This is a genomic window from Arthrobacter sp. Soil_C_60 (genome assembly GCF_057656375.1).
The window spans coordinates 400310-422863 of sequence record NZ_JBDGKM010000003.1 but is presented as its reverse complement, the minus strand read 5'-3'; the positions used below and the strand labels follow the sequence as shown (position 1 = coordinate 422863).

Below are 22554 nucleotides of genomic sequence, written 5' to 3'. Positions count from 1 at the left end.
CCGGCTTAGACCGTAACCGCCCCGCTTGGTACAGTCGCAGCCTCGTCGGTCACGGTGGCAGCTTCGTTCACCAGCAGTGCTGCGGCGCGTTCACCGATCATGATCGTTGGAGCGTTGGTGTTCCCGGTGGGCACCAGCGGCATGATGGAGGCGTCGGCGATCCGCACGCCCTCGAGTCCATGGACCTTGAGCGTGCGCGGATCCACCACCGCGTCCTGGTCCAGCCCCATCCGGCAGGTGCCGACCTGGTGGTGGTAGGTGACCACGGAATCGCGCACGTACTGCTCCAGGTCCTCGTCGCTGTCCGAGACCTCCGCGCCGGGGTAGAGCTCCTCCGCGCCCCAGTCCGCCAGCGCCGAACTGCGTCCGATCTCCCGGCACTGCCGAACCGACGCCACCAGGGCGTCGACGTCGGCCTGTTCCGACAGGGCGCCGAGGTCGATGGTGATCGGATCGCTGGCTTTCGGCCCGGTGAGCCGGATTTCGCCGCGGCTCTGCGGCCGCACCAGCCCGCCGAGCATCGAGAAGCCGTTCTCCGGACCGGTCATCTCGCCCTTCGCGTAGCCCTGGGAGTACATCGGAACCGAGAAGAAGATCGGCTGGGTGTCCGGCACGGCCAGATCCGGGCTGCTCTTCGCGAAGAAGTGCACCTCTGCCGGGGCCACTTCCGAAGCCGGCACATGCTTGCTCGTGCTGAAGACCACCGGGGAGAGCAGATGGTCCTGCAGGTTCTTCCCCACGCCGGGCAGGTCATGCACCGGACGGACGCCGGCCTCACGCAGTTCGTCGGCCGGCCCGATCCCCGAGCGCAGCAGGAGCTCCGCTGAGTTGATGGCACCGGCGGACAGGATGGTCTCCGGTGCCCGCAGAGTCTTGGTTTCGCCGTCGTGCTCAAACTCGACGCCGGCCACCGTACCGTCCTCGACAATTAGCCGGCGGACGTGCGCGCCGGTGAGCAGGGTGAGGTTGGCGTTGTCGACTACGGGCTTGAGGTAGGCGTGCCAGGTGTTGAAGCGTTTCCCGTCGCGGACGTTGAGCTGCATCCGGGACACACCCTCGACGTCGCCCGAGTTGTAGTCCTCGTTGAGCTTGATACCCGTTTCCACAGCCCCTTCCAGCATGGCTTCCTGGATGGGATTGCGCGGGAAGTCCTGGGCGACATCAAGCAGACCCGAATCGCCGCGCGTATCGGAGGCCCCGCCGTCGTACTTTTCAATGGTTTTGAAGACCGGCAGGACGTCTTCCCAGGACCAGCCGGGGCAGCCCAGGTAGGCCCAGGTGTCGTAGTCCTGCTTGGCGCCGCGCACCCAGATGGTGGCGTTCAGGGCGTGCGAGCCGCCCATCACCTTGCCGCGCGGCAGGTGGAGCGTGCGGCCGGAACACCACTGCTGCTCGGTGGTCTGGTAGTCCCAGTCCTGCGGGCTGTGCCAGAGGGCGCCGAGGTTGTAGAGGTGCGCAATGTTGGGGTTGGTGTCGTCATCGCCGGCCTCGAGGACGGCGATGCGCTTGCCCGCATCGAGCAGGCGGCGGGCGATAACGTTGCCCGCCGAGCCTGCACCGACAACGATGTAGTCGAAGTCCTGCGCGGTCACTGGCTGATCACCTGCGGGGTGCCCAGGGCCTTGAGGCCGGCGATGCCGAATTCGAGGCCGTAGCCGGATTGCTTGGCGCCGCCGAACGGGACGCGCGGGTCGACGGCGCCGTGCTTGTTGATCCAGACCGTGCCGGCCTCGATCCGTGCGGCGACTTCGCGGGCCTTGGCCGGGTCGGAGGACCAGACCGAGGCGCCGAGTCCGACGTCGAGACCGTTGGCCATGCTGACTGCTTCGTCGACGGTGTTGTAGCGGATGATCGGCAGGGCCGGGCCGAACTGTTCCTGGGCCACCAGCGGATTGTCGTTGTCGATTTCCGCGACGAGGGTGGTCGGGTAGAAGTAGCCGGGCTGGCCGGGCTCGGGGTTGCCGCCGGTGAGCACCTTGGCGCCGCTGTCCTTCGCCTTCTGCACCAGGTCCGCGACAATGTCGAACTGGGCCTTGTTCTGCAGCGGGCCGAGCACGTTGTTTTCGTCCAGCCCCACACCCATGGGCATGTTCCGGGCGACCTCGACCAGTTCCTCGCAGACCTGGTCGTAGAGCGAGTCGTGGACGTAGAGGCGCTTGAGCGCGGCACAGGTCTGGCCGGTGTTGATAAAGGCGCCCCAGAACAGGTCCTGCGCGATGGCCTTCGGGTCCGCGTCCTCGAGCACAATGCCCGCGTCGTTGCCGCCGAGCTCCAGGGTCAGCCGCTTCACGGTGTCCGCGGAGGAGCGGATGATGGCCTTGCCCGTGGCGGTGGAGCCGGTGAACATCACCTTGTCGATCTCCGGGTGGGAGGCCAGTGCTTCGCCGACCTCGCGGCCGCCGGAGACCACGTGCAGCAGGTCCGCCGGCAGGACCTGGTTGATCACCGCGGCCAGTGCCAGCACGCTCAGCGGCGTGTATTCGGAGGGCTTCATCACTACCGTGTTGCCCATCCGCAGCGAGGGCGCGAGCTGCCAGACGCTGATCATCATCGGCCAGTTCCACGGGCCGATCGCGCCGACGACGCCGAGCGGGCGGTAGTGCACCTCGGCATGGCTTTCGCCGTCGTCCACCACGACCTCGGGCTCCAAAGCGAACGACGCCGTGGCGCGCAGCCAGGCGGCGCAGGCACCGACCTCGAAGCGGGCGTTCGGGCCGTTCAGCGGCTTGCCCTGTTCGCGCGAGAGCAGCTCGGCGAGCGCCTCGGCACTGGCTTCAATAGCGTCCGCTGCCTGATTCAGGTACTCGCTGCGCTTCTCGTGACCCAGCGCAGCCCACTCCGGCTGCGCGGCCTTGGCGGCGTTGACGGCCGCATCCAGATCAGCCGCAGTGTGGACGGGCGCTTCGGCGACAACTTCACCCGTGGCCGGATCCTTGATCGGCCGGGACTCCCCCGCAGGCGCAATGGCAGCCAGCAGGTCCTGGTAGGTCTGGAAGGCGGTGCTTTGGGTCTCGGTCTGTGCCGACATCGACGTCTCCTGTTCATTCGGCGCCGGTCTGACTCCGACGCGCTGGATCGCTCCCTCCCTACTGTGCCTTGGACCACAGTGCACCGTCTTGTGTTTCCCGGCAGGCCCCTTGTCTACCAGCGCCGACATTCTGTTGGCCAAAAGCTTCCGGCCTCACTTTTGTGCACCATCGCCTTGTCGAATCGACTGCCAGCTATTGAACAATCCAGCTGTTGTAGGAACGTTAGGTAGTGGTCTGGTGCCGCTCCTCCAGCAGGCCCATGAACATGGTCCGATGCAGGATGCCAACATGCTTCCGCGAAACTTCGACGGCGGAGCAAACGTCCCTCCCCCGCAATGCTTCGACAAGGCGGATATGGTCGCGGTTCGAAGCGTGTAGATGCTCGATGGGATAAGGCAAAAAGTAGGCGTACAGCTCTGCCAGCGCGTGGTTGTACTCGTCAACGGCGCTGCCCAGCCCGGATGCACTCGCAACCAGGCGGTGGAACTCGTCGTCGGCCTGGTGGTACTCAGACCATCCTGTTGCCGCGGCCATCGTAGCGGTCAACCTCTCCAGCTCATCCAACTGCCGGGGACTCGCATTGAGAGCGGCGAAGTGGGAAATCGAGCATTCGAAGAGCAGCCTCTTGTCCACCAGCTTGTGAATGGCCGCGAGTTCAGTAGGTGCCGCGGCGATCTCCTGCAGAATTTCGCGTGGAGGTTCATCAGCCACAAAGGTGCCGCCACCCCGCCCTCGGCGCCGCACCACAATGCCCTGTTCGGCCAAGGAAGTCAGTGCACGGCGGGCCGTGATCGGGCTGACCGAGAGGCCGAGCGCTACATCCTTCTGGTCCGGCAACCGCTCCCCGGGCTTGAGCAACCCAAGCAGGATCGCCATACCGATGCGCAGCCTGACTGCATCGATTGCACTCCTGCGATCAATACCGGCCAGCGGGCCCTCCTCGATGGGGGACGCAAGCAAGTCAACTGTGGCGCTCATAGACACCACCTTACGAGCTGCACCTGCACCACTTCCTTTATTGGTTCAACTTGATCTATTATGTCATGAGTCACAACAACCGACAGGAAGCCCGCACCATGCAACGCATCCTCCCCCTGGTCGCCGCGCAGGCACCGCCCCGCCTCATCGGCGAACCGATCTCCGCTTTCGCCGAGGAAGCCAGCAAAGCCCTCGCGCATCATCCGTCCGCAAAGCTTGTGGTCTTCCCCGAACTGCACCTGTTTGGCGACGGCGACCCCGACCTGCAGCGCACCGAGGCCTTGCAGAATAGTGCCGAGCCGTTGGACGGGCCGCGGGTTTCCGAACTCAAGCAGGTGGCCGGGGACCTCGGCATCTGGCTCGTCCCGGGCAGCGTGTGCGAGCGCGGCCCCCAAGGCCAGCTGTTCAACACCCAACTGGTCCTCTCACCCGAGGGCGAGCTGGCCGGCTACTACCGCAAGATCTTTCCGTGGCGTCCCCACGAGCCCTACGATCCGGGAGACCGGTTCGCCGTCGTCGACCTGGGCGGCACTACACGGGTAGGCCTGAACATCTGCTACGACGCCTGGTTCCCGGAGACCACCCGCCAGTTGGCCTGGATGGGGGCAGAAGTGATTCTGAACGTTGTGAAGACCACTTCGCCGGACCGCAAGCAGGAAGTAGTCCTCGCGCGTGCCAACGCCATTGTGAACCAGGTATTTGTGGTGAGCGTCAACTGCGCTGGACCCACCGGCCAAGGGCGCAGTCTGATTGTTGACCCGGAAGGCAACGCAATCGCCGAGGCGGCCGACGCGGATCCGACCCTGCTGGCAGCGGACCTGGACTTGGCCGCCGTCGACCGCGTCAGGACGCACGGCACCGAGGGCGTCAACCGGATGTGGTCGCAGTTCAACTCCGGCGAGCCAGCCATCGACTTCCCTGTCTATCAAGGCCGCATCGATCCAGCCACCTGGACTCCGCAATCCCCCGCACTGAGGAACAAATCATGAGCGCTCCAACCTCAACGCCATCGACCACACTGACCCGCACGCTCAAGCTACCCTCGCTGGTGCTCTTCGGCTTGGCCTACCTCACGCCACTGATCGTGCTGGGCATTTTCGGCGTCATCGCCGAGGCCACAGGCGGCGCATCACCGTCGGCCTACCTCGTGGCCCTGATCGCCATGCTCTTCACCGCACACAGCTACGGCCGCATGGCTATCACCTACCCCGTGGCGGGTTCGGCCTATACCTACGTCCGCAAGTCGATCGATTCACGCGCGGGCTTCCTGGTCGGCTGGGCCATCCTGCTGGACTACCTGTTTCTGCCGATGGTGATCTGGTTGATCGGCGGGGCGTACCTGTCTGCCCAGTTCCCCGGCGTGCCGTTTGCGTTGTGGATCGTCGGGTTCATTCTGATTACGACGGCGTTGAACGTCCTCGGGATCAAGGTGGCGGACAAAGCGAACTACCTGCTGATGGCGTTCCAGCTGCTGGTCATCGTCTTTTTCGTGGCGCTGTCAATCGGGCATGTGGTCGGCAATTCCGGTGCCGGTGCCCTCGTCAGTCCGGAGCCGTTCATTAATCCTGATTCTGGCTTCGGTGCGATCACGGCCGGCGCAGCGATCGCCGCCTATTCCTTCCTCGGCTTCGACGCGGTCACCACTCTGACCGAGGAGACCGTTGAGCCGCGGAAGAACATGCCCCGCGCCATTATGCTGATCGCGCTGATCGGTGGCGGCATTTTCATCGTCGTCTCGTACTTCACCCAACTGGTCCACCCTGGCGGTGTTTTCGAAGACTCCGCCTCCGCGGCCAGCGAGATCGCGGTGCAGATCGGCGGCCAGCTCTTCGGCGCCGTCTTCCTCGCCGGCTTGGTGGTTGCCCAGTTCGCCTCCGGGCTGGCGGCACAGGCCAGCGCCTCGCGGCTGCTCTACGCCATGGGTCGGGATTCGGTGCTCCCCAAGGTCGTGTTCGGGCGGCTCAATCCGCGCTTCCACACGCCGGTGATTAACCTGATTATTACCGGCACGGTGGGCCTCATCGCGATCTTCCTCGATGTTGCAACCTCGACGTCGTTCATCAACTTCGGCGCCTTCACGGCATTTACCCTGGTCAACCTTTCGGTGGTCTTCCACTTTGTCAGGCAACGTCGCGCCGGGAACACTCTGAACCCGCTCAGCTACGTGGTGATTCCCGCCATCGGCGCTATTGTCTGCGCCTACCTGCTCTCCCGGCTGGACAGCAACGCCATTACGCTGGGTCTGTCCTGGCTGGCGGTCGGCGTCATCGTCCTGGCCATTATCACCCGCGGCTTCCGCAAGGCGCCGCCGGAGATGAAGGCGACCGAAGAAGTCGCCGCCTAGCCTGCCACTTGCATAATGACGGAAGGAACGCGGACCGTGCACATCGCTCTAGGACAGCTGGCCTCAGGGACGGACATCAATGCAAACCTCGCTGCCATCGCAGGTTTTGCCCGGCAGGCTGCTGACGCCGGGGCCCGGGTCCTGGTTCTGCCGGAGTACGCGACGTACGAGAAGAAGGTGCTGGATGCTTCCTTCCCGGAGGTAGCCGAACCGCTGGACGGGCCGATCTGCTCCGAATTGTCGCGCGTTGCCTGGGCTCATGGCATCGTTCTCGTCGCCGGTGTCGTCGAAACCAGCGACGAGAGCGGCCGCGCCTACAACACGCTGGTGGCCTTCGGACCGGACGGCGGACGGCTGGCCGCGTACCGGAAGATCCATCTCTTCGATGCGCAGGGCTATGCCGAGTCCACGTACATCAAGCCGGCGCCCTTAGCGGAGCCGACGTTTTTCGATTTCGACGGCGTCCGGTTCGGCCTGATGACCTGCTACGACCTGCGGTTCCCTGAATTGGCCAGATCATTGTCCGACGCCGGCGCTGAAGTCCTGCTCGCCTGCGCCGCCTGGGTTCCCGGCCGGCATAAGACCAACCAATGGCTCTCACTCGCTGCCGCCCGCGCAATAGAGAACGGCGTCTACCTGGCCGGAGCCTGCCAGGCACCGCCCGTCTCCATTGGGCACAGCCTCCTGCTGGATCCCATGGGTGCCGTCATCGAGGAGCTCGGGCTGGATCCTGCCCTCGTCGTCGCGGATATGCCGCTGGATGCTGTCACGAGCGTCCGGAACGAATTCCCCGTGTCCCGTCAACGGCGCCTTCTGTCAAAGTACGAAAGCCACTCGGGATAATCGGCATCGCACAAACTAGACAGACACCGCCCGGGCTTCCACCGCCAGCCGCGTGTCTTCGAGCATCAGGTCGGCATTGATCATGGCACCCGTGTTGACGCCGGCGGCCGCGGCCACAATCACCTGGGCCGCAAGGTTGGTGACGTTGCCGGCAACGTAGACGCCCGGTACCGATGTAGCCCCTGTCGGTTCGGACGGGACAAAGGTTCCCATGACGAAATCGCCGAAGTTCTGCTCTGCCACTTCCAGTCCCAGATCGTCAAGGAAGCCCGCCCGCGCATCCATCCGGGTCGCGACCGCAACCGCCTGCCGGGCGAAGACTTCCCCGCTTGCCAGTCGGACACCTGACAGCACGTCCGACTCCGTCTCCACCGCGGCGACCTCGCCGGTAACCACTGTGATGCCGCGTGCTTCTAACTGCTCGGCTTGCTCGGGCGAAGGCGCCTCGGCAGCGTGCAGGAACAGTGTCACGTCATCGGTCCACTGGCGCCACAGCAGCGCTTGGTGCATGGCCAGCCCGATGTTCACAGCGATGACGCCGATGGCCTGGTCGCGGACTTCCCAGCCGTGGCAGTACGGGCAGTGCAGCACGTCGCGTCCCCACCGATCCGCCAGACCCTCGATGGCAGGCAGACCATCAACCAAACCGGTTGTCACCAGCAGGCGCCGGCTCCGCACGGAACGCCCGCCGTCGATCCCGACCCGGAATCCGCCGTCGTTCTCCTTGTGTGCGGTGGTCACGGTTCCCGAGACAATCTCCGCGCCGTAGCCGAGAACTTCTTCGCGGCCGATGGCGTACAGCTCGCCCGGCGGCGTGCCCTCGCGGCCAAGGTAGTTGTGCACATGGCCGGCCGGGGCGTTCCGCGCCTCGCCCGAATCGATGATCAGCAGCGAGCGGCGTGCCCGCGCCAGGGTCAGCGCGGCGCCCAGCCCCGCGGCACCACCACCCACAATAACGACGTCGTACAGCTCCTTGGCCGGCACAGTTGCCGTTGTTTCAGTCATGTCTTTGTCCTCCATGTTCAAACCGTCCCGCCGATCCTTGAGATGCGGCGGTCCCTTAAGTCTTCGTCCTCGGGGCAGAAAGTGGCAAGTAAGTTTGCTGGAATGGCAAAATGGAGTGCATGACGAAAAATTTGGGTTCGATGCTCGACGCCGTTGGCCCCCGGCTGAAGTCCCTGCGGCAGGAAAGGGAGACCACGCTGTCTGAGCTGTCCGCGGCAACAGGCATCTCCGTCAGCACGCTGTCCCGGCTCGAGTCCGGGCAGCGGCGGCCCACGCTGGAGCTGCTGCTGCCGCTGGCGCAGACCTACGCGGTGCCGATCGACGAGCTGGTCGGGGCCCCGCCAACCGGCGATCCGCGGGTCCACCTTCGCCCCATCAAGCACCACGGTGCCACCATCCTGCCCCTCACCCAGCGGCCGGGCGGGCTGCAGGCTTACAAGTACGTCCTGCCCGCCGTCACCCGTCCGGCCGAGCCCGATCCGCGGTCGCACGAGGGCTACGAGTGGCTCTACATCTTGAGCGGGCGGCTGCGCCTGGTGCTGGGCGACAAGGAACTGGTGCTGGTGCCCGGCGAGGCCGCGGAGTTTGATACCCGGCTCCCCCATTGGATGGGCAACGCGGATACAGAGCCAGTCGAATTTCTCGCGCTCTTCGGGCCGCAGGGAGAACGTGCTCATCTTCGGGCCCGCCCCAAGCGCGCTACTTAACCGGCGTCGGGATCTTCCTCGATGAGGTCGGGCCCGTTGTTGCGGACGCTGTTGACCTTGCTGCTGACGCGGCGCGGGACCAGATGCGGTTCCGGTATCGACTCGAGCAGTCCCTGCACGTCCGCCTTGTCAGTCAGCTGCGGGTTCAGCCAGTCTTCCTGCAGGTCCCGCGGCACAATCAGCGGCGTCCGGTCATGGATGTGCCCGAGGGCGTCCGCGGCAGCAGTGGTGATGATGGTGCAGGACATCAGCCACTTTTCCGGATGGTCCTCGGGCAGGGCCGGGTCGGGCCACCATTCGTACAGCCCGGCGAACGCGATCAGCGGCTCCGACTCGGAGAACAGATACGTGGGGATTTTCCCGCCGTCGTCCTTCTTCTCCCATTCGTAGTAGCCGGCGGCCGGAACCAACGCCCGCCGCTTGACGGCGGCCTTGCGGAACGACGGCTTCTCGGTGACCGTCTCCATCCGCGCGTTGATCAGCTTGGCGCCGGATTTCGGGTCCTTGGCCCACGCCGGGACCAGACCCCATTTCGCCGTGGCGAGCCGCCGGGACAACTCGCCGTCGTGATTCAGCCGCTCGGTCACGATCCGCACCCCGTCGGTCGGCGCGACGTTCCACGACGGCGGCACATCGTCCCCCACCGTCTCATCGGTCCGGAAGGAGGCAACCAGATCGGCCGTGGCTTTGGCCATTACGTAGCGTCCGCACATGCGTCCATTGTGCCGCAGCCGGGCGCCTGCTCACATCAGAACAGGAGAAACGCAATCGGCGTAACCAGGATCAGTGTCAGCACGACCCGCTGGAACCAGATGACCACCAGCTTCCACAGCGGAATCGGGATGTCCGTGGCCATGATGCAGGGCACCAGGGCCGAGAAGAAGATGATGCCGGAAACGGAAACCACCCCGATGACGAACTTCGCCACGACGGCGGACTTCGCCACGATCAAGGCCGGCAGGAACATCTCGGCAATGCCGACGGCGCTGGCCTTGGCCACGAGCATCGGTTCCGGAATCTGCAGCGCCCAGGTGAAGGGGTAAAACACGTAGCCGAGCCAGTCAAAGACGGGTGTGTAGGTGGCAAGCACCAGCCCCAGCAGGCCGATCGAGAGAATCGAGGGCAGGATGGCCATGGTCATGAGCACGCCATCGCGGACGTTGATCCAGATGTTCGCGCCCAGCGAGGGTGCCGCGGCCACCGTTTCCTGCGCTTCGCGCCAGGCGAAGGACAGGCGGCTGCCGCTGACTTCCTCCTCCGGCTGCGGCTTCGCGTCCGGGTGGTAGGTGTCCGGCACCGCGTTCAACGGCCAGATCCGGACGGTGATGGCCGTGACCAGGAACGTGACGAGGAAGGTGACCCAGAAGTACGTGTTCCACTGGCCCATCAGGTCCAGCGTCTTGGCGACGACGACCATAAATGTCGCCGAGACCGTGGAGAAGCCGGTGGCGATGATGGCGGCCTCCCGGGCCGTGTACTTGCCTTCCTTGTAGACCCGGTTGGTAATCAGCAGGCCGAGCGAGTAGCTCCCGACGAAGGAAGCCACGGCATCAATCGCGGAACGGCCCGGCGTCTTCCAGATCGGCCGCATGACCCGCTGGACCATGACCCCTACGAACTCCAGCAGCCCGTAGCTGACCAGCAGCGCAAGGAAGACGGCTCCGATGGGAACCAGCAGGCTGACCGGGATCACCAGTTTGTCGAACAGGAACGGGCCCATGTCCTTCTCGAACAGCCAGGCCGGACCAACCTTGAAGACCATCATGAAGCCGACGACCATGCCAGCGACTTTGAAGCACGAGAACACCGTCTCGACGACGGATTTTTTCCAGGTCCCCGTGACGAAGGGGTACACCGCACCCGCGACGATGACCGCCAGCGCGTAGTACGGCAGCGCCGGCCCGATGGTGGCTTGAAGGAAGCTGACGATATGGTCGAGCATGATCGTGTTCTTGCCGCCGATGGTGAGCGGAACGAAGAACATGAATGCGCCGATGCCGCTGTACACAAACAGCTTCCACATCTGGCGCTGTTTGGTCTGCGGGGCCGTCGACGTGATGGCCATGGTGGACTCCTAACGCTGGGCCGCGGGATCATGCGACTCGTTTTCTGTTAGATCCATGGGACCCTTTGGCCGGTTGCGGGGACAATGGAATACCGGCAGAAGCAGTCTCATATATGAGATCCTGATTACATTCGAGGGGAGCGCCATGCCAGAGGACCCGGCCAGTTCCCTGCGGGCGCTGCGGATCTTGAGCTTTCTGGCCACCCAGGCCAACCCGGTCTCCGCGGTGCGCATAGCGGATGCGATTGATGCTCCGAGGTCTTCAACCTTCCGGCTGCTGCGGGGAATGCAGTCGCTGGGGTTCGTGACACATCTTCCGGAACTGCAGGCCTACGCGTTGGGCATCGCCGCCCTTGAGATCGGCCAGGCCTTCGGCATCCAGGTCCCGTTGGCGAGATTCGGGCGTCCGGTGCTGGAACGGCTCGTGCACCGGCTCGGGGAAACGGCGCATCTGGCCGTCCTGCACGGACACGAAACGCTCTACATCCACGAGGAAACTTCGCCATTCCGGCCCGCACTGGTGACGGCCAAGAACGTCCGGCTACCGGCGCACCTCACTGCGTCCGGCCGGGTCATTCTCGCGGGCCTTGAACATGAGCAGCTCAAGGCACTCTTCCCGCCTGACTACGCCTTTATCCTCAGGACAGGGAAGGGCCCGACGACGCACGCGGAATTTCTGCAGCAGCTGGCTTCCACGAGAAGGCAGGGATTCGCCCGTGAATTCGGGGAAGTCACCGAAGGCCTGGCATCTATTGCCAAACCCGTCCGCGACCGCACCGGCCGCATTGTCGCCTCCATTGCCGTCACCCATTCCTACAGCACACAACCGGCCGACTTGCCTCCCGGCTCAGGTGACGTTCCCGCCCAAGACGTAATTCTGGCCGCCTTGGACCGCGCCACGCGGGAACTAAGCCGCCGGTTGGGCTGGGAGCCCTAGAAGCGCCCTGCCCTGCAATGGGTCCCCTGGAGAATGGTTTCCGGATCGGCAGCATCGCTCTCGTGCCGATTCGGCTCAGGCGCCTTCCCGGCGCGCATCTGCCCAGTTCTCGGCAGCAGCCAGATGCCTGCGTGCCGCAGCGACGACGGCGTCCGGTTGCGGATTTCTCCACGCGTGCTCAAGTTCTGAAAGCGACCCCGCGGCGGCACGGCGGGCAGACGCTACCACCGCCGACTCTTCCATCCGAATACCGACAACTGGTGTTGTGCTCATGCAATGTATTCGCAGCCGCTGGCGGTTCGGGATTGGACCGGGCGGTGGCAAATGGAACAGCACGGAACAACTTCACTGATTTTCGAGCCGATTCAACGAGTAACCCTTGACCCTGGAGCAGGCTCTGGCAACGCTTGGTTTGTCCCAATCACTCGCACGAGGAGAAACTAGTGAGCAATTTCGCCAGAAGTCCCCGCAGATTACTCGGCGCCATTGGTGCAGCGACGATGCTGTGCACCATGGTTACCGCTGTCCCGGCTGGAGCCGCTCCGGGAGAGTCCAGCGCGCCAGGCGCGGGTATCTGCAAGACGTCCGATGATCCTCAGTTCAGCGGCTGGACCACGTATGAGGAGCTCGGTCCGCGGCTCGAGCGCATTGAGAAGAACAGCAGTGGCCGTGTAGAAGTCGAAGTCGTGGGCCAATCCGCGCTCGGCCGTGACCTCTACACAGCCAGGGTCGGAACGGGTGACCGCGTGCTGCTCGTCCAAAGCGCCATCCACGGCAACGAACGGACCGGCACCGAGGCCCTCCTCGGGATCCTCCAGAAGCTGGGCTCCAGCAGTGATGCGGAAACCCGGCGTGCACTCGAAGGCGTCACGTTGGTCGCGATGCCGATGGTGAATCCCGACGGCGGCGAACTCAACCGCCGCACGAATGTCATGTCCTGGGACGACGTCGAGAGTCTGTACCCGCAACTCGAAGGGTCGCAGCCGGCCTGGTACCACCGTCCGGGCAACGGCGGGATCAACCTGCCCGGCTTCGACCTGAACCGCGATTTCAACGCAGACCTGGACTACGTGCCGCAGCCCGGAGATCTACCAGGGCTGCAGGAGGACGCCGGATTCTTCCTCGCGCCGGAATCCCGCACCATCAGGGATGTCTACGTAGACCTGCAACAAGAATTCGGCGAGGTGGACGCCGTCGTCGATCTGCACCACATGGGACCGTGCGACCAGCAGACGGGAGGCGAACAGGACGGCAAGCACATCTCCGTCGCCCTGGACTACCCGCCGCTGGGCGTCAACGACGGCGCCGCCTATCAAGAGGACTGGCCGCTACTCGACCAGGTCAAGTCCCGCCGGTACGCGCTGGCAGTAGCCGATGGAATCAAGGACAGCTACGGCTCGCAGTCCCCGCTTGCCGCCGTCGGACGTTATTTCCATCCGGAGGAGCGGGAGTATGCAGGGCAGGGCCGCTCCGCCTTTGCGCTGAACGGCTCGGCCACCGTGCTTTTTGAAGTGCGGGGCCAGTCCGATGACTTCGGCCAGAAGATGAAGGGCATGCTGGTCCAGACCGTCCAGACAGGGCTGGAGTCGCTGGTGGATTCGATGGCCACTGGGGAAGTTGATTCGCTCGACGGCGACGACTTCTTCGCCTACCCCGACTACGGCTGGGACCAGTCCGGGGACTGAGTATACGCCGGACGCGGAACTCGCGGCGCAGGAGCCATCGTCTATCCGGATGGTGGCTCCTGCCAATTCGCCGCGCAGAACATGCGCTGGGCCCGTCCCCCAGGTCTTCCCATCCGGGCCCGGATCAACAATGATTTCGTGCATGAAAGTCCGATCATGAACAAGAACCGGCTGGAAGCCTTCAGCGACGGAGTCCTCGCGATCATCATCACCATCATGGTGCTGGAACTCCATGTCCCGGAGGAGCCCACCTGGCAGGCGTTGTTCGAGCAGGCCCCTGCCTTCTTCAGCTACCTGCTGAGCTTTGTCTACCTGGGAATCTACTGGAACAACCACCACCACATGCTTCACCTGGCAGGGAAGATCAACGGCACGATTCTCTGGGCCAACCTGCACCTGCTCTTCTGGCTTTCGCTGTTTCCATTCACCACGCACTGGATGGACCTAACGGGCTTCGTCAACGTCCCGGTCCTGGTCTACGGAGCGAATCTTCTCCTGGCTGCCATCGCGTACGACATCCTCGAAAACTGTCTGGTCCGGAACCAGGGCAAAGACGGCGCGCTGGCACAGGCGCTGGGCCGGGATTGGAAGGGGAAGATCTCCCCGGTCATCTACATCCTGGGCATGGGTGCTGCGTTTGTGCAGCCGCTGATCAGCATCGCTGCCTATACCGTTGTTGCCGCGTTGTGGCTGATCCCCGACCGGCGGGTGGAGCGCTTCCTGGCCCACCAAAACAGCCCCAAGGGCTGACGGTGGAGACGATCTCAGTGATTGTTGAAGGGTTGCCTGCCATTGGGCGGACAGGAGTCTAGACGTCTAGTCCCAGCCGCTTGCGGTCGCGCTGCTGGTTGATGAAAAGTACGGACAACAGCCCGATGCCGAACATCATCGCGCCCGTCAGAACGAATGCGTTTTCATAACCGACGGCGGCGCTGGAGGCCGATCCGATCAGCACGCCTACCCCTGCGGGCGCGAGCAGCCCTGCGCTGGTCAGGATCGCGTTGCTGTACTGCAGCATGGCACCCCGCTGGCTGATGGTGGTGGTTTCGGCGACCACCAGGTATGTCAGTGCGAAGATGGATGGAGCCGTGCCGAAGCCGAACGTGAAGCACACGATCGCCAGAGCAGGCTCTTCCGTATTGGTTCCGGCGAGGATCATGGCACCGGAGAACAGTGCCGTTGAACCGAGCACGAGTCCCCGCGAGTAGCGGGATCGCAAACCCCGGGCGGCCAGGCGCCCGGCGAGCCAGCTCAAGCCGACAGTTGCTGCTGTCCCCCACACGGCCGGCAACGCAATTAGGGAACCCGCCTGCTGGGTACTCATGCCCATGACGTTCTCGAAATAGGCCGGCAGCCACGTCATTGCCACTGTAAAAGTCCAGTAGGCGAGGAACGCTGCGAGAACGGCAAGCAGCCAGCTGAGGGTCGCGATCGAGCGCCAGTAGGACACCTTCCGGTCCGCCGCATGCAGTGCTTGTTCTGCGGCTTGGTCAGGCATGGTGCCCTCGATACTGTGCTCGGCACGGATTGACGTGTAGGGGCCATCCTTACCAACGAAGACCCAGGAAGCTGCCCAGGCCACACCAATCAGTGCCAGGAAAATGAAGGTCGACATCCAACCGAAGTCCGCCGTGATCCAAGCCAGCACCGGCGCGAAGATCACGATGCCGAGTGTTACGCCTGAAGCGGCGACGGCAGCCGGGGTGGCGCCTTTGGCGCTGGGGAACCATTTGTAAACGGCGTGCATGGTGATCGGCGCCAGCGGTCCTTCTCCGGCGCCGAGCAGGATGCGGCTGAACCACAGAGCCGGAAGCGAGGCGAAGACAAAGATAGGCACCTGTGCGATGGACCAGACCAGGCAGAGGGCCAGCAGGATCCATTTGGAACTGACACGGTTGGCGATGGGCGCCGCTGCCAGCTGCGCCACTCCAAAGAGGATGAAGACCGCGCTGCCCAGCAGGCCAAAGGTCTCGGGGCTGATGTCCAGGTCACGCATCAAGGGAACCGCGACTATGCCGAGGATGGCTTTGTCCGCCCAGCTGATCATCATCAGGACCAGGAGGAACACGGTGATCGTCCAGCCGCGGCGGGAGCGGCGCCTGGTATCCCAGAATGCCGGGTCGTCCGGCTCCGCAGCTACCTCAGATGCACTCCGGGAAACATGCATCGCGCTGGAAAACTCTGCCTGCCGTGACGGTTGTACACGGCGGTGGTGGCGCGGAATGCGCCTATTAGATGGTTGATGGCCCACAACATGGCCTCTGTGTCGTCTTCCGGTAAAAGCAGGTCAGAGCCCTATCTCGTCCGGGTCCGACCCGATGACCAGCTTGCCGCTGAAGCCGTTCTCGCGGCTGCAAGCCCGCCGAGCATCGCCCGTCGGGACAGAGCGGGTTTGTCTGATGATGGCATGACGCACTCCGAAATCGATGTGACGTATGCCTCAAAGCGTAGTCCGTGCGCTTTCCCAAGCCAATGGAGCTTAGATACCATTGCCGCCCTCCGCCGTCCCGCATAGACTCCACCTGTTGCCATCTCCACACCACCGATAGGAGAACCGCTATGCCCAAGCCCGACATCACCTCCGGAGCACCGTGCTGGATCGATCTGATGACCTCGGACCCGGAAAAGGCCAAGAACTTCTACACCGAACTGTTCGGCTGGACCTACGAGACCGGCGATGAGGAGAAGTACGGCGGCTACATCATGGCCTTCAAGAACGGCCAATCCGTCGCCGGCCTGATGAAGAACGACGGCCAGTCCGGCTACCCGGATGTCTGGACTACCTACCTGCGCGTGGACGACATCGACGCCACCACCCAGGCCGCGGCCAGCAGCGGCGGCCAGATCTTCATGCCGCCGATGGAGGTTCCCGAGCAGGGCAAAATGGCGATGATCGGCGACGCCGGAGGGGCCGCCGTCGGCGTTTGGGAATTCGGCGGCCACACCGGCTTCCAGCTCGCAGCCGAACCCGGTTCGCCGGCGTGGCACGAAATCTTCACGCGAGACTACCCCTCCACGGTGAAGTTCTATCAGGACGTCTTCGGCTGGGACACGGATGTCATGAGTGACACCGATGAGTTCAAATACACCACCCTCGGCGCGGGCGAGAACGCCAAGGCCGGCATCATGGACGTCAGCTCGTTCCTGCCCGAAAGCATCCCCGCCCACTGGCGCATCTACTTCGCCGTCGAAAACGCCGACGCCGCGATCGAGAAGACAACCTCGCTCGGCGGCCAGGTCGTGCAGCCGGCAGAAGACACCCCCTTCGGCCGCGTCGCCACCTTGACCGACCCGACGGGCGCCATGTTCCTCATCGTCCAGGAACTGCCGCAGCAGTAGCGCTCAAAACCCAAGCAGCCGGGCACCGTTTTCCGTCAAACAACGACGGCGGTGCCCGGCTTGTGCTCTTGGCTCACCCTGTACTCACGCCAGCTGCCAGGAGACCGGGAGTTGCTTGGGGCCGTAGATGATCGTGCTGTCCACCCGTTCCAGCGGCGGCTCCGGCACGACTGTGAGTCCGGGTAGGCGGGAGAGCACAGCCTGCAGCGCGATCCTGGCCTCCAGCCGGGCCAGCGGCGCCCCGAGGCAAAAGTGGACGCCTTGGCCGAAGGCGAGGTGGTGGAATGGCGGGCGATCGACGTCGTACTTTTCAGCCCGTTCGAACTGCAACGGGTCGCGGTTGGCCGAACCGATCCAGGCGATGAGCACGGAGCCGGCCGGAATGGGCTGGTCCCCCAGCATGGTGTCGGCGGCAGCTGTCCGGTACATGGCCTGGACCGGGGAACGGTAGCGCAGAACCTCCTCGATCGCATGCGGCAGCAGTTCCGGCTCGGCCAGCAGGCGCTCGACCGTGCCGGGATGCTCGGTGAAGGTCAGCACTGCGTTGCCGATCAGATTGGTAGTCGTTTCGTTGCCGGCCACGAGGAGCAGCGCGCAGAAGCCCAGCAGTTCGGGAACGGTCAGCTGCTGCCCGTCGATCTCGGCCGCCAGCAAAGCGCTGATCAGGTCGTGTCCCGGGGTTCGCCGTCGTTGTTCGATCATGCTCAGGAAATATTCGATCATTTCCCCGAAGAGCGCGTGATCGGCTTCACCGTCGCCGGCCGTGGTTTGGCTGACGATGGAATCGGACCAGAGTTTGAAACGGTCGCGGTCTTCGGGCGGTATGCCCATCAGTTCCGCGATCACGATCACCGGCAGCGGGTAGGCGAGCTCCTTGACTAGGTCTGCCGTTCCCGCCGAGGCGAACCGGTCCAGCAGTTCCTCAGTGATGCCCGTGATGCGGGGGCCCAGCGCCTCAACTGCCCTTGGCGTGAATGCCTGGCTGACCAGCGAGCGCAGCTGCCGGTGCCGCGGCGGATCGGTGTTGATCAGGCTGGCCGCGAACAACTGGCCGGTCTCCGACTGCTCGCCAGGCGGCATCTGGGAGGAAAACGTGGTGTGCTCGGACAGGACGCGGTGGACGTCGTCGTACTTGAAAACGTGCCAGATGCCGGTTTGCTCATCGTGGAAAACCGGCGCGGTTTCCCGCATCGCTTCGTAGTGGGGGTAGGGATTCATCGACTGCTCGAGGGCCCGAACGTGCTCCATGGCTGGCCTTCCTGCTCAGCCCGGCAAACTTTCGGCCTGTTCCCGGCCGAAGCGCCAGGACGGACCGGCCTTTCGGCCCGATGAGGCCTGATCTTATACCCGCTGCCGCTTCGGTTCCATCAAGGATCTGCCACGGCCATATCTGGAGGACCCGTCCCGGGGCCTTACGGCGGCAGCTGCAGCTCCGGCCTGGTTTTCGCCACCTCGGCGAGCACCAGGGCTACCGCTTCGCGAACGACTTCGCCCTCCGCACCGGCATTCCGGGACTGCTCGAGCAGGATCTTGGCGCGCCGGGCGAATCTGTCCCAGTCCCCTCCTCCTTTCCGGAGAGCCCGCAACGGCGAGAGCACGACGGCGCGACGCAGCCACACGTCGTCGTCCTCCGCCCAACGGTCCAACACCGCATCCGCGCGGACACGTAGCGGTGCGTCCAGCCCCTCGATCATGGGGCCGATGACGTCCGCGGCAAGCGGATCGACCAGGGCTCGCAGTCGCGCCGAGCGCACAAAGCCCTCCAACCGCGTCAGGTCGGAATTGTCCAGCAGGCGGAGGTTGGATTGCAGCAGAACGACGGCGGCAAGGCGGCGCTCAAACACAGGCACCGCCCACAGCTCGGAGCTCAGCGCGGTGATGCCGTTGTGCGACAGCTTGGGGTAACGCCGTCCGGCGTCGCGAATGGTCCCGCGCACCGCCCCGACCGATGCTCCGTAGTAACTCAGACTGTTTCCCAGCTGCGCTTCCCAGGACTCGGCCCGTTCCCAGGACGACTCACGCTGGAGAGCGGCATCCACGAATTCAGCGGCGTCACTCACTCAAGCGCCCTTCCCCTGGTGGTGGATCCATCATTTGCCCGGCCAGCGCTGCTTCAACCGGCCACCAATAGAGTAGGCGCATGAAGACCCTCGGTATCGATCTTGCCGCTGATCCGAAGAAAACCGCTGCGGCCGTCCTCGACTGGGTACCGGATGCTGCACGGCTGACCCATCTGCAGCTCGACGTCGCCGACGAGGATATCGTCGACCTCTTCACCGATGCCGATGCCACCGGCATTGACTGCCCGGTCGGCTGGCCGCAAGCGTTGCTGCCTTTTCTCAGCGGCCACCTGAACCGTGACGCGGGTGCCGTGCTCCAGCACGATGGCATTGCTGGCCGGCGCCTCCTTGCTTATCGGCACTGCGACCGCTTCGTCACGAGTATCACCGGTTTGATTCCTCTGAGTGTTTCGGCCGATCGACTGGCCCATCCAGCCATGCGCTGCGCCGTTATCCAGGCCAAGATTGCCAAGGAACATGGATACCAACCTCTTGATGGATCGGGCCGGCTCATGGAGGTTTACCCCGCGGCTTCGCTCAAGCTGTGGCACGTCGAAGCGCGGAAGTACAAGGGCAAGGGAGTGTCCGAATCGGAGATTCGCAACCTCATTCTAAAACAGCTGGAAGAAGGTGCGCCCTGGCTGGATCTCGGACCGCATCGGGATGCGTTGGTTGCGTCGGATGACCTGCTGGACTCCCTCATCGCATCGCTGACAACCCGCGCCACACTCATTGGAGCAACGCTTCAACCGGGCGACGAACACCTCGAAGCAGCCCGCCAGGAAGGATGGATCCATCTTCCCAACGGCCCGCTCGGCGATCTGCTGGCCCGCTGAAGGCAGGGCAGTACGACGGCGAGCGCTCACCAGAGTGGGCCCTCGCCGTCGTCGTTCGCTCGCCTACGTGGAACCTGTCCTGAGCACAATTTTGGACCACAATAAGAAGCAACCGACTCGAGGAGAACATCATGACCGCTAGCTACACCTTCGACGTCTTTTCCAGCCTCGATGGCTTCGGCGCCGCCAGCGGCAACTGGACCGGTTACTGGGGCAAGCAGGGCCCGGAGCTGCTCGACCACCGCCTCGCCGTGTATGACGCGGAGCAACGGATGGTCTTCGGAGCCAACACGTACCGGGCGTTCGCGCGGATGCTGGCCTCGAGCACCGAGGAGTCCGAGGTGCGCGACCCCTGGGTCACACGGATGAGGAGCCTGCCGGCAACCGTGGTGTCGACGACACTGGAGGAGCCCCTCGACTGGCCGAACGCCTCCGTCGTGAGCGGTGACGCCGTCGACGTCGTCGCCCGGCTCAAGGAAGAGTCCAAGGTGGCGTTGCGCTCCCACGGCAGCTTGTCGATGAACCGGGCGCTGATGGCCGCCGGCTTGGTCGACCGTGTCCAGGTGACGCTCTTCCCTGTGATCACCGGTCGGACCGGACTGGAGCCAATCTTCCAAGGTGCGGCCGACTTCGACCTCGAACTGATCGAGACCAGGACGCTCGACGGCAACATCCAGGAGCTCATCTACCGGCCCGCCCTGCATGTCTGAGTCCGTCCGTGTAGCCTCGTTCCACTTATCCGCCACCAGTCCAAAGCAGCAGGCCCGTCCGCTACGTTATCCGCGCATGACTCCAGCGAAGAAGGACGCCAGTTCCTGATGCGCGTCCAGCGGCAGGACATGCGCGACGTACTGGTCAGGACGGACCACCACCACGGCCCCCTGCTGGCGGTCGATGCCGCGCAGTTCGAAGATGTCCTCGCCGGACTTCAGGTCCGGGGTAAAGACCTTTTCGTAGTCGGTCAGCCCGAACGGACCCTTCTTCGGCAGCAGCAACCCGGGCACCACGCTGACGTCGAGCTCCCGGTGGCCCTGCTGGAAGACGGCGCGGATGTCGAACACGGCATCGGGGTCCGCTCCCTCAGGTGTGAAGCGGCGGACCGGTGAGTCCTCCGACTCGGCGAGGAACTTGAACAGCCCGGCGAAGCGGGAATCCGGATGCTGCGGAGCGGCGGAGTCCGCGAAGGCGTAAATCCGCCAGCGGCCATCGGCCTGCGCCACGTGTCCCAGCCCCAGCGGTTTGGCATCGGCGAGTCGGATGACGGGGGCCGAGTGGAACCGCTCGCCGATCGGGAAGCCCTTGGCCAGGTACTCGTAGGAGTCCTCGCCGGTGATTATGGACGGTTGGTAGTCGGTGGCGAAGCCGGCTGTGAAGCGGCCGCCCTCCGTGAAGATCCGCTGCACCTCGGCCGGGTCCATCCCTTCGTCGGCGGGATTGTCCGGGTCCTTCGGCTTGGCACCCATGGCCGAGGACCATAGCAGGTCGAAGTCGATGAGTTCCTGCGCCACGGCCTGGCGCTCCTCGGTGTAGGTGTCCAGCAGCGACTCCGGGCTGCGCCCCTCGAGAACCGCGGCAAGCTTCCAGCCCAGGTTGAAGCCGTCCTGCATGGACACGTTCATGCCCTGGCCGGCCTTGGCGCTGTGTGTGTGGCAGGCATCCCCGGCGATGAAGACGCGCGGGCTGCGTGTGCCGCGCTCCTCCGGCAGCACGTCGTCGAACCGGTCGGCGATCCGCTGGCCCACCTCGTACACGGACCACCACGCGGTGTCCTTCACCTCCAGGGTGTAAGGGTGCAGGACGTTCTGCGCGGTCTCAATGATTTTTTCCTGGGTGAAGCGCTTGCGGGCCTCGCGGTCCCCCGGCTCCAGGTCGCCCAGGTCCACATACAGCCGGACCAGGTAGCCGCCCTCGCGCGGGATCAGCAGGATGTTGCCGCCGCTGGCGGACTGGATGGCGGCCTTGAACCGGACATCCGGGAAGTCCGTGACGGCGAGGACGTCCATCACGCCCCACGCGTGGTTCCGAGCATCGCCCTTGAGCTCCACGCCGATCGACTTCCGCACGGCACTGCGTGCGCCGTCGCAGCCAACCACGTACTTGGCGCGGACCGTGACCTCCTGGGTCCCGCCGTCGTTGTTAGTCCGAAGCATCGTCGCTTGCACCGGGTACTCACCGTCAGGACTAACGACGACGTCGGTCACCTCCAGGCCGTAGTGCGGTTCCAGCCGGCTGGGCGACTTGGCCATGTGCTCGAGCAGGTAGTCCTGCATGCGGGTCTGGTTGACGATGACGTGCGGGTACTCGGAGAGCCCGTCGGCCACATCCTGCACCCGGCCGCTGCGGACAATCCGGTTCCGGTCCTGCTCGCCGGGCCGCCAGAACACCGTTTCGTTGACCCAGTACGCCTCGCGGACCAGCTTCTCGGCCAGGCCGAACGCGTTGAACATTTCCACCGTCCGGCAGGCAACGCCGTCGGCCTGCCCGAGCTCGAGCGGACCGCCGCGGCGCTCAACCACCAGTGTCTTGACACCCGGGAACTCCGACAGCTGGGCGGCCAGCACGGCTCCGGCCGGGCCGGTTCCCACGACCAGAACGTCCACTTCCTCCGGCAGTTGGCCGTTGCGGCCTTCGTTGTCTGGGGCCGCTGGCCGGAATTCGGGGTCGCCGGGACGGTAGCCGTCTAGGTAAAACTGCATGGTGCTCCTGCGTCGTCGTAAGGGTATTGC

General features: G+C 64.5%; 21 protein-coding genes. 10 read left to right on the top strand and 11 right to left on the bottom strand.

Translation table 11 applies throughout. The annotated features are described in order from the left end of the window. Positions 1 to 5: 5 nt before the first annotated feature. The 3 genes from AC3A4M_RS08770 to AC3A4M_RS08760 form a co-directional block, all read right to left on the bottom strand. Complete coding sequence (locus tag AC3A4M_RS08770; protein ID WP_498735300.1) at positions 6 to 1592, bottom strand: GMC family oxidoreductase; 1587 nt, start codon at positions 1590 to 1592, stop codon at positions 6 to 8. Then, a complete protein-coding gene (locus AC3A4M_RS08765; protein ID WP_498735298.1) occupies positions 1589 to 3028 on the bottom strand; it encodes an aldehyde dehydrogenase family protein in 1440 nt (479 codons plus the stop codon). The genes AC3A4M_RS08770 and AC3A4M_RS08765 overlap by 4 nt, the downstream gene beginning before the upstream one ends. 223 nt (positions 3029 to 3251) lie before the next feature. Next, complete coding sequence (locus tag AC3A4M_RS08760; protein ID WP_498735296.1) at positions 3252 to 4007, bottom strand: FadR/GntR family transcriptional regulator; 756 nt, start codon at positions 4005 to 4007, stop codon at positions 3252 to 3254. A 65-nt stretch (positions 4008 to 4072) separates the two neighbouring features. Between AC3A4M_RS08760 and AC3A4M_RS08755 the strand changes: the two genes are divergently transcribed. The 3 genes from AC3A4M_RS08755 to AC3A4M_RS08745 are packed head-to-tail and all read left to right on the top strand — an operon-like array spanning position 4073 to position 7194. Continuing rightward, positions 4073 to 4996: a carbon-nitrogen hydrolase family protein gene (locus AC3A4M_RS08755; RefSeq protein WP_498735294.1), complete on the top strand. Its 924-nt coding sequence runs from the start codon at positions 4073 to 4075 to the stop codon at positions 4994 to 4996. Continuing rightward, positions 4993 to 6351 carry an APC family permease gene (locus AC3A4M_RS08750; protein WP_498735292.1) on the top strand — a complete coding sequence of 453 codons (1359 nt, stop codon included), beginning with the start codon at positions 4993 to 4995 and terminating at the stop codon, positions 6349 to 6351. The genes AC3A4M_RS08755 and AC3A4M_RS08750 overlap by 4 nt, the downstream gene beginning before the upstream one ends. 36 nt (positions 6352 to 6387) lie before the next feature. Then, positions 6388 to 7194, top strand: a complete 807-nt coding sequence (locus AC3A4M_RS08745; RefSeq protein WP_498735290.1) for a carbon-nitrogen hydrolase family protein — start codon at positions 6388 to 6390, stop codon at positions 7192 to 7194. Positions 7195 to 7209: 15 nt separating this feature from the next. Here AC3A4M_RS08745 and AC3A4M_RS08740 read toward each other — a convergent pair whose 3' ends face one another. Continuing rightward, positions 7210 to 8199, bottom strand: a complete 990-nt coding sequence (locus AC3A4M_RS08740) for an NAD(P)/FAD-dependent oxidoreductase (RefSeq protein WP_498735288.1) — start codon at positions 8197 to 8199, stop codon at positions 7210 to 7212. Between the two features lie 119 nt (positions 8200 to 8318). On the opposite strand from AC3A4M_RS08740, the gene AC3A4M_RS08735 reads away from it, so the two are divergent. Next, a complete protein-coding gene (locus AC3A4M_RS08735) occupies positions 8319 to 8906 on the top strand; it encodes a helix-turn-helix domain-containing protein (protein WP_498735286.1) in 588 nt (195 codons plus the stop codon). On the opposite strand, the gene AC3A4M_RS08730 is transcribed toward AC3A4M_RS08735, so the two are convergent. Then, positions 8903 to 9619, bottom strand: coding sequence for an SOS response-associated peptidase (locus AC3A4M_RS08730; RefSeq protein ID WP_074699935.1), 717 nt, complete (start codon positions 9617 to 9619; stop codon positions 8903 to 8905). The genes AC3A4M_RS08735 and AC3A4M_RS08730 overlap by 4 nt on opposite strands. A 35-nt stretch (positions 9620 to 9654) precedes the next feature. Continuing rightward, positions 9655 to 10971 carry a YjiH family protein gene (locus tag AC3A4M_RS08725; RefSeq protein WP_498735285.1) on the bottom strand — a complete coding sequence of 439 codons (1317 nt, stop codon included), beginning with the start codon at positions 10969 to 10971 and terminating at the stop codon, positions 9655 to 9657. Positions 10972 to 11116: 145 nt separating this feature from the next. On the opposite strand from AC3A4M_RS08725, the gene AC3A4M_RS08720 reads away from it, so the two are divergent. Further along, positions 11117 to 11908: an IclR family transcriptional regulator gene (locus tag AC3A4M_RS08720; RefSeq protein WP_498735283.1), complete on the top strand. Its 792-nt coding sequence runs from the start codon at positions 11117 to 11119 to the stop codon at positions 11906 to 11908. A gap of 75 nt (positions 11909 to 11983) precedes the next feature. Here the strand turns inward: AC3A4M_RS08720 and AC3A4M_RS08715 are convergent, their stop codons facing one another. Further along, the gene (locus AC3A4M_RS08715; RefSeq protein ID WP_498735281.1) at positions 11984 to 12181 is read right to left on the bottom strand and encodes a hypothetical protein; all 198 of its coding nucleotides are present in this window, start codon (positions 12179 to 12181) and stop codon (positions 11984 to 11986) included. A 170-nt stretch (positions 12182 to 12351) separates the two neighbouring features. Between AC3A4M_RS08715 and AC3A4M_RS08710 the strand changes: the two genes are divergently transcribed. Together AC3A4M_RS08710 and AC3A4M_RS08705 are read left to right on the top strand one after the other, a co-directional pair. After that, entirely contained in the window at positions 12352 to 13593 is a 1242-nt protein-coding gene (locus AC3A4M_RS08710; RefSeq protein ID WP_498735279.1) for a M14 family zinc carboxypeptidase, read from the top strand. A 156-nt stretch (positions 13594 to 13749) separates the two neighbouring features. Then, entirely contained in the window at positions 13750 to 14343 is a 594-nt protein-coding gene (locus AC3A4M_RS08705; RefSeq protein ID WP_498735277.1) for a TMEM175 family protein, read from the top strand. Between the two features lie 58 nt (positions 14344 to 14401). Here the strand turns inward: AC3A4M_RS08705 and AC3A4M_RS08700 are convergent, their stop codons facing one another. After that, positions 14402 to 15760 carry an MFS transporter gene (locus tag AC3A4M_RS08700; protein WP_498735276.1) on the bottom strand — a complete coding sequence of 453 codons (1359 nt, stop codon included), beginning with the start codon at positions 15758 to 15760 and terminating at the stop codon, positions 14402 to 14404. Between the two features lie 392 nt (positions 15761 to 16152). On the opposite strand from AC3A4M_RS08700, the gene AC3A4M_RS08695 reads away from it, so the two are divergent. Next, a complete protein-coding gene (locus AC3A4M_RS08695) occupies positions 16153 to 16932 on the top strand; it encodes a VOC family protein (protein WP_498735275.1) in 780 nt (259 codons plus the stop codon). Between the two features lie 84 nt (positions 16933 to 17016). Here AC3A4M_RS08695 and AC3A4M_RS08690 read toward each other — a convergent pair whose 3' ends face one another. Both AC3A4M_RS08690 and AC3A4M_RS08685 read right to left on the bottom strand, forming a co-directional pair. Continuing rightward, positions 17017 to 18180, bottom strand: coding sequence for a cytochrome P450 (locus tag AC3A4M_RS08690; RefSeq protein ID WP_498735274.1), 1164 nt, complete (start codon positions 18178 to 18180; stop codon positions 17017 to 17019). A gap of 164 nt (positions 18181 to 18344) precedes the next feature. Further along, entirely contained in the window at positions 18345 to 18992 is a 648-nt protein-coding gene (locus tag AC3A4M_RS08685) for a DNA alkylation repair protein (RefSeq protein WP_498735272.1), read from the bottom strand. A gap of 80 nt (positions 18993 to 19072) precedes the next feature. On the opposite strand from AC3A4M_RS08685, the gene AC3A4M_RS08680 reads away from it, so the two are divergent. Together AC3A4M_RS08680 and AC3A4M_RS08675 are read left to right on the top strand one after the other, a co-directional pair. Beyond that, positions 19073 to 19828 (top strand): DUF429 domain-containing protein, encoded by a 756-nt coding sequence (locus AC3A4M_RS08680; RefSeq protein ID WP_498735270.1) that lies wholly within the window; start codon positions 19073 to 19075, stop codon positions 19826 to 19828. 131 nt (positions 19829 to 19959) lie between these two features. Then, positions 19960 to 20538 carry a dihydrofolate reductase family protein gene (locus AC3A4M_RS08675; protein WP_498735268.1) on the top strand — a complete coding sequence of 193 codons (579 nt, stop codon included), beginning with the start codon at positions 19960 to 19962 and terminating at the stop codon, positions 20536 to 20538. 66 nt (positions 20539 to 20604) lie between these two features. Here the strand turns inward: AC3A4M_RS08675 and AC3A4M_RS08670 are convergent, their stop codons facing one another. Further along, on the bottom strand, positions 20605 to 22524 hold the full coding sequence (locus tag AC3A4M_RS08670; protein WP_498735266.1) for an FAD-binding monooxygenase: 1920 nt from the start codon (positions 22522 to 22524) through the stop codon (positions 20605 to 20607). Positions 22525 to 22554: the final 30 nt, after the last annotated feature.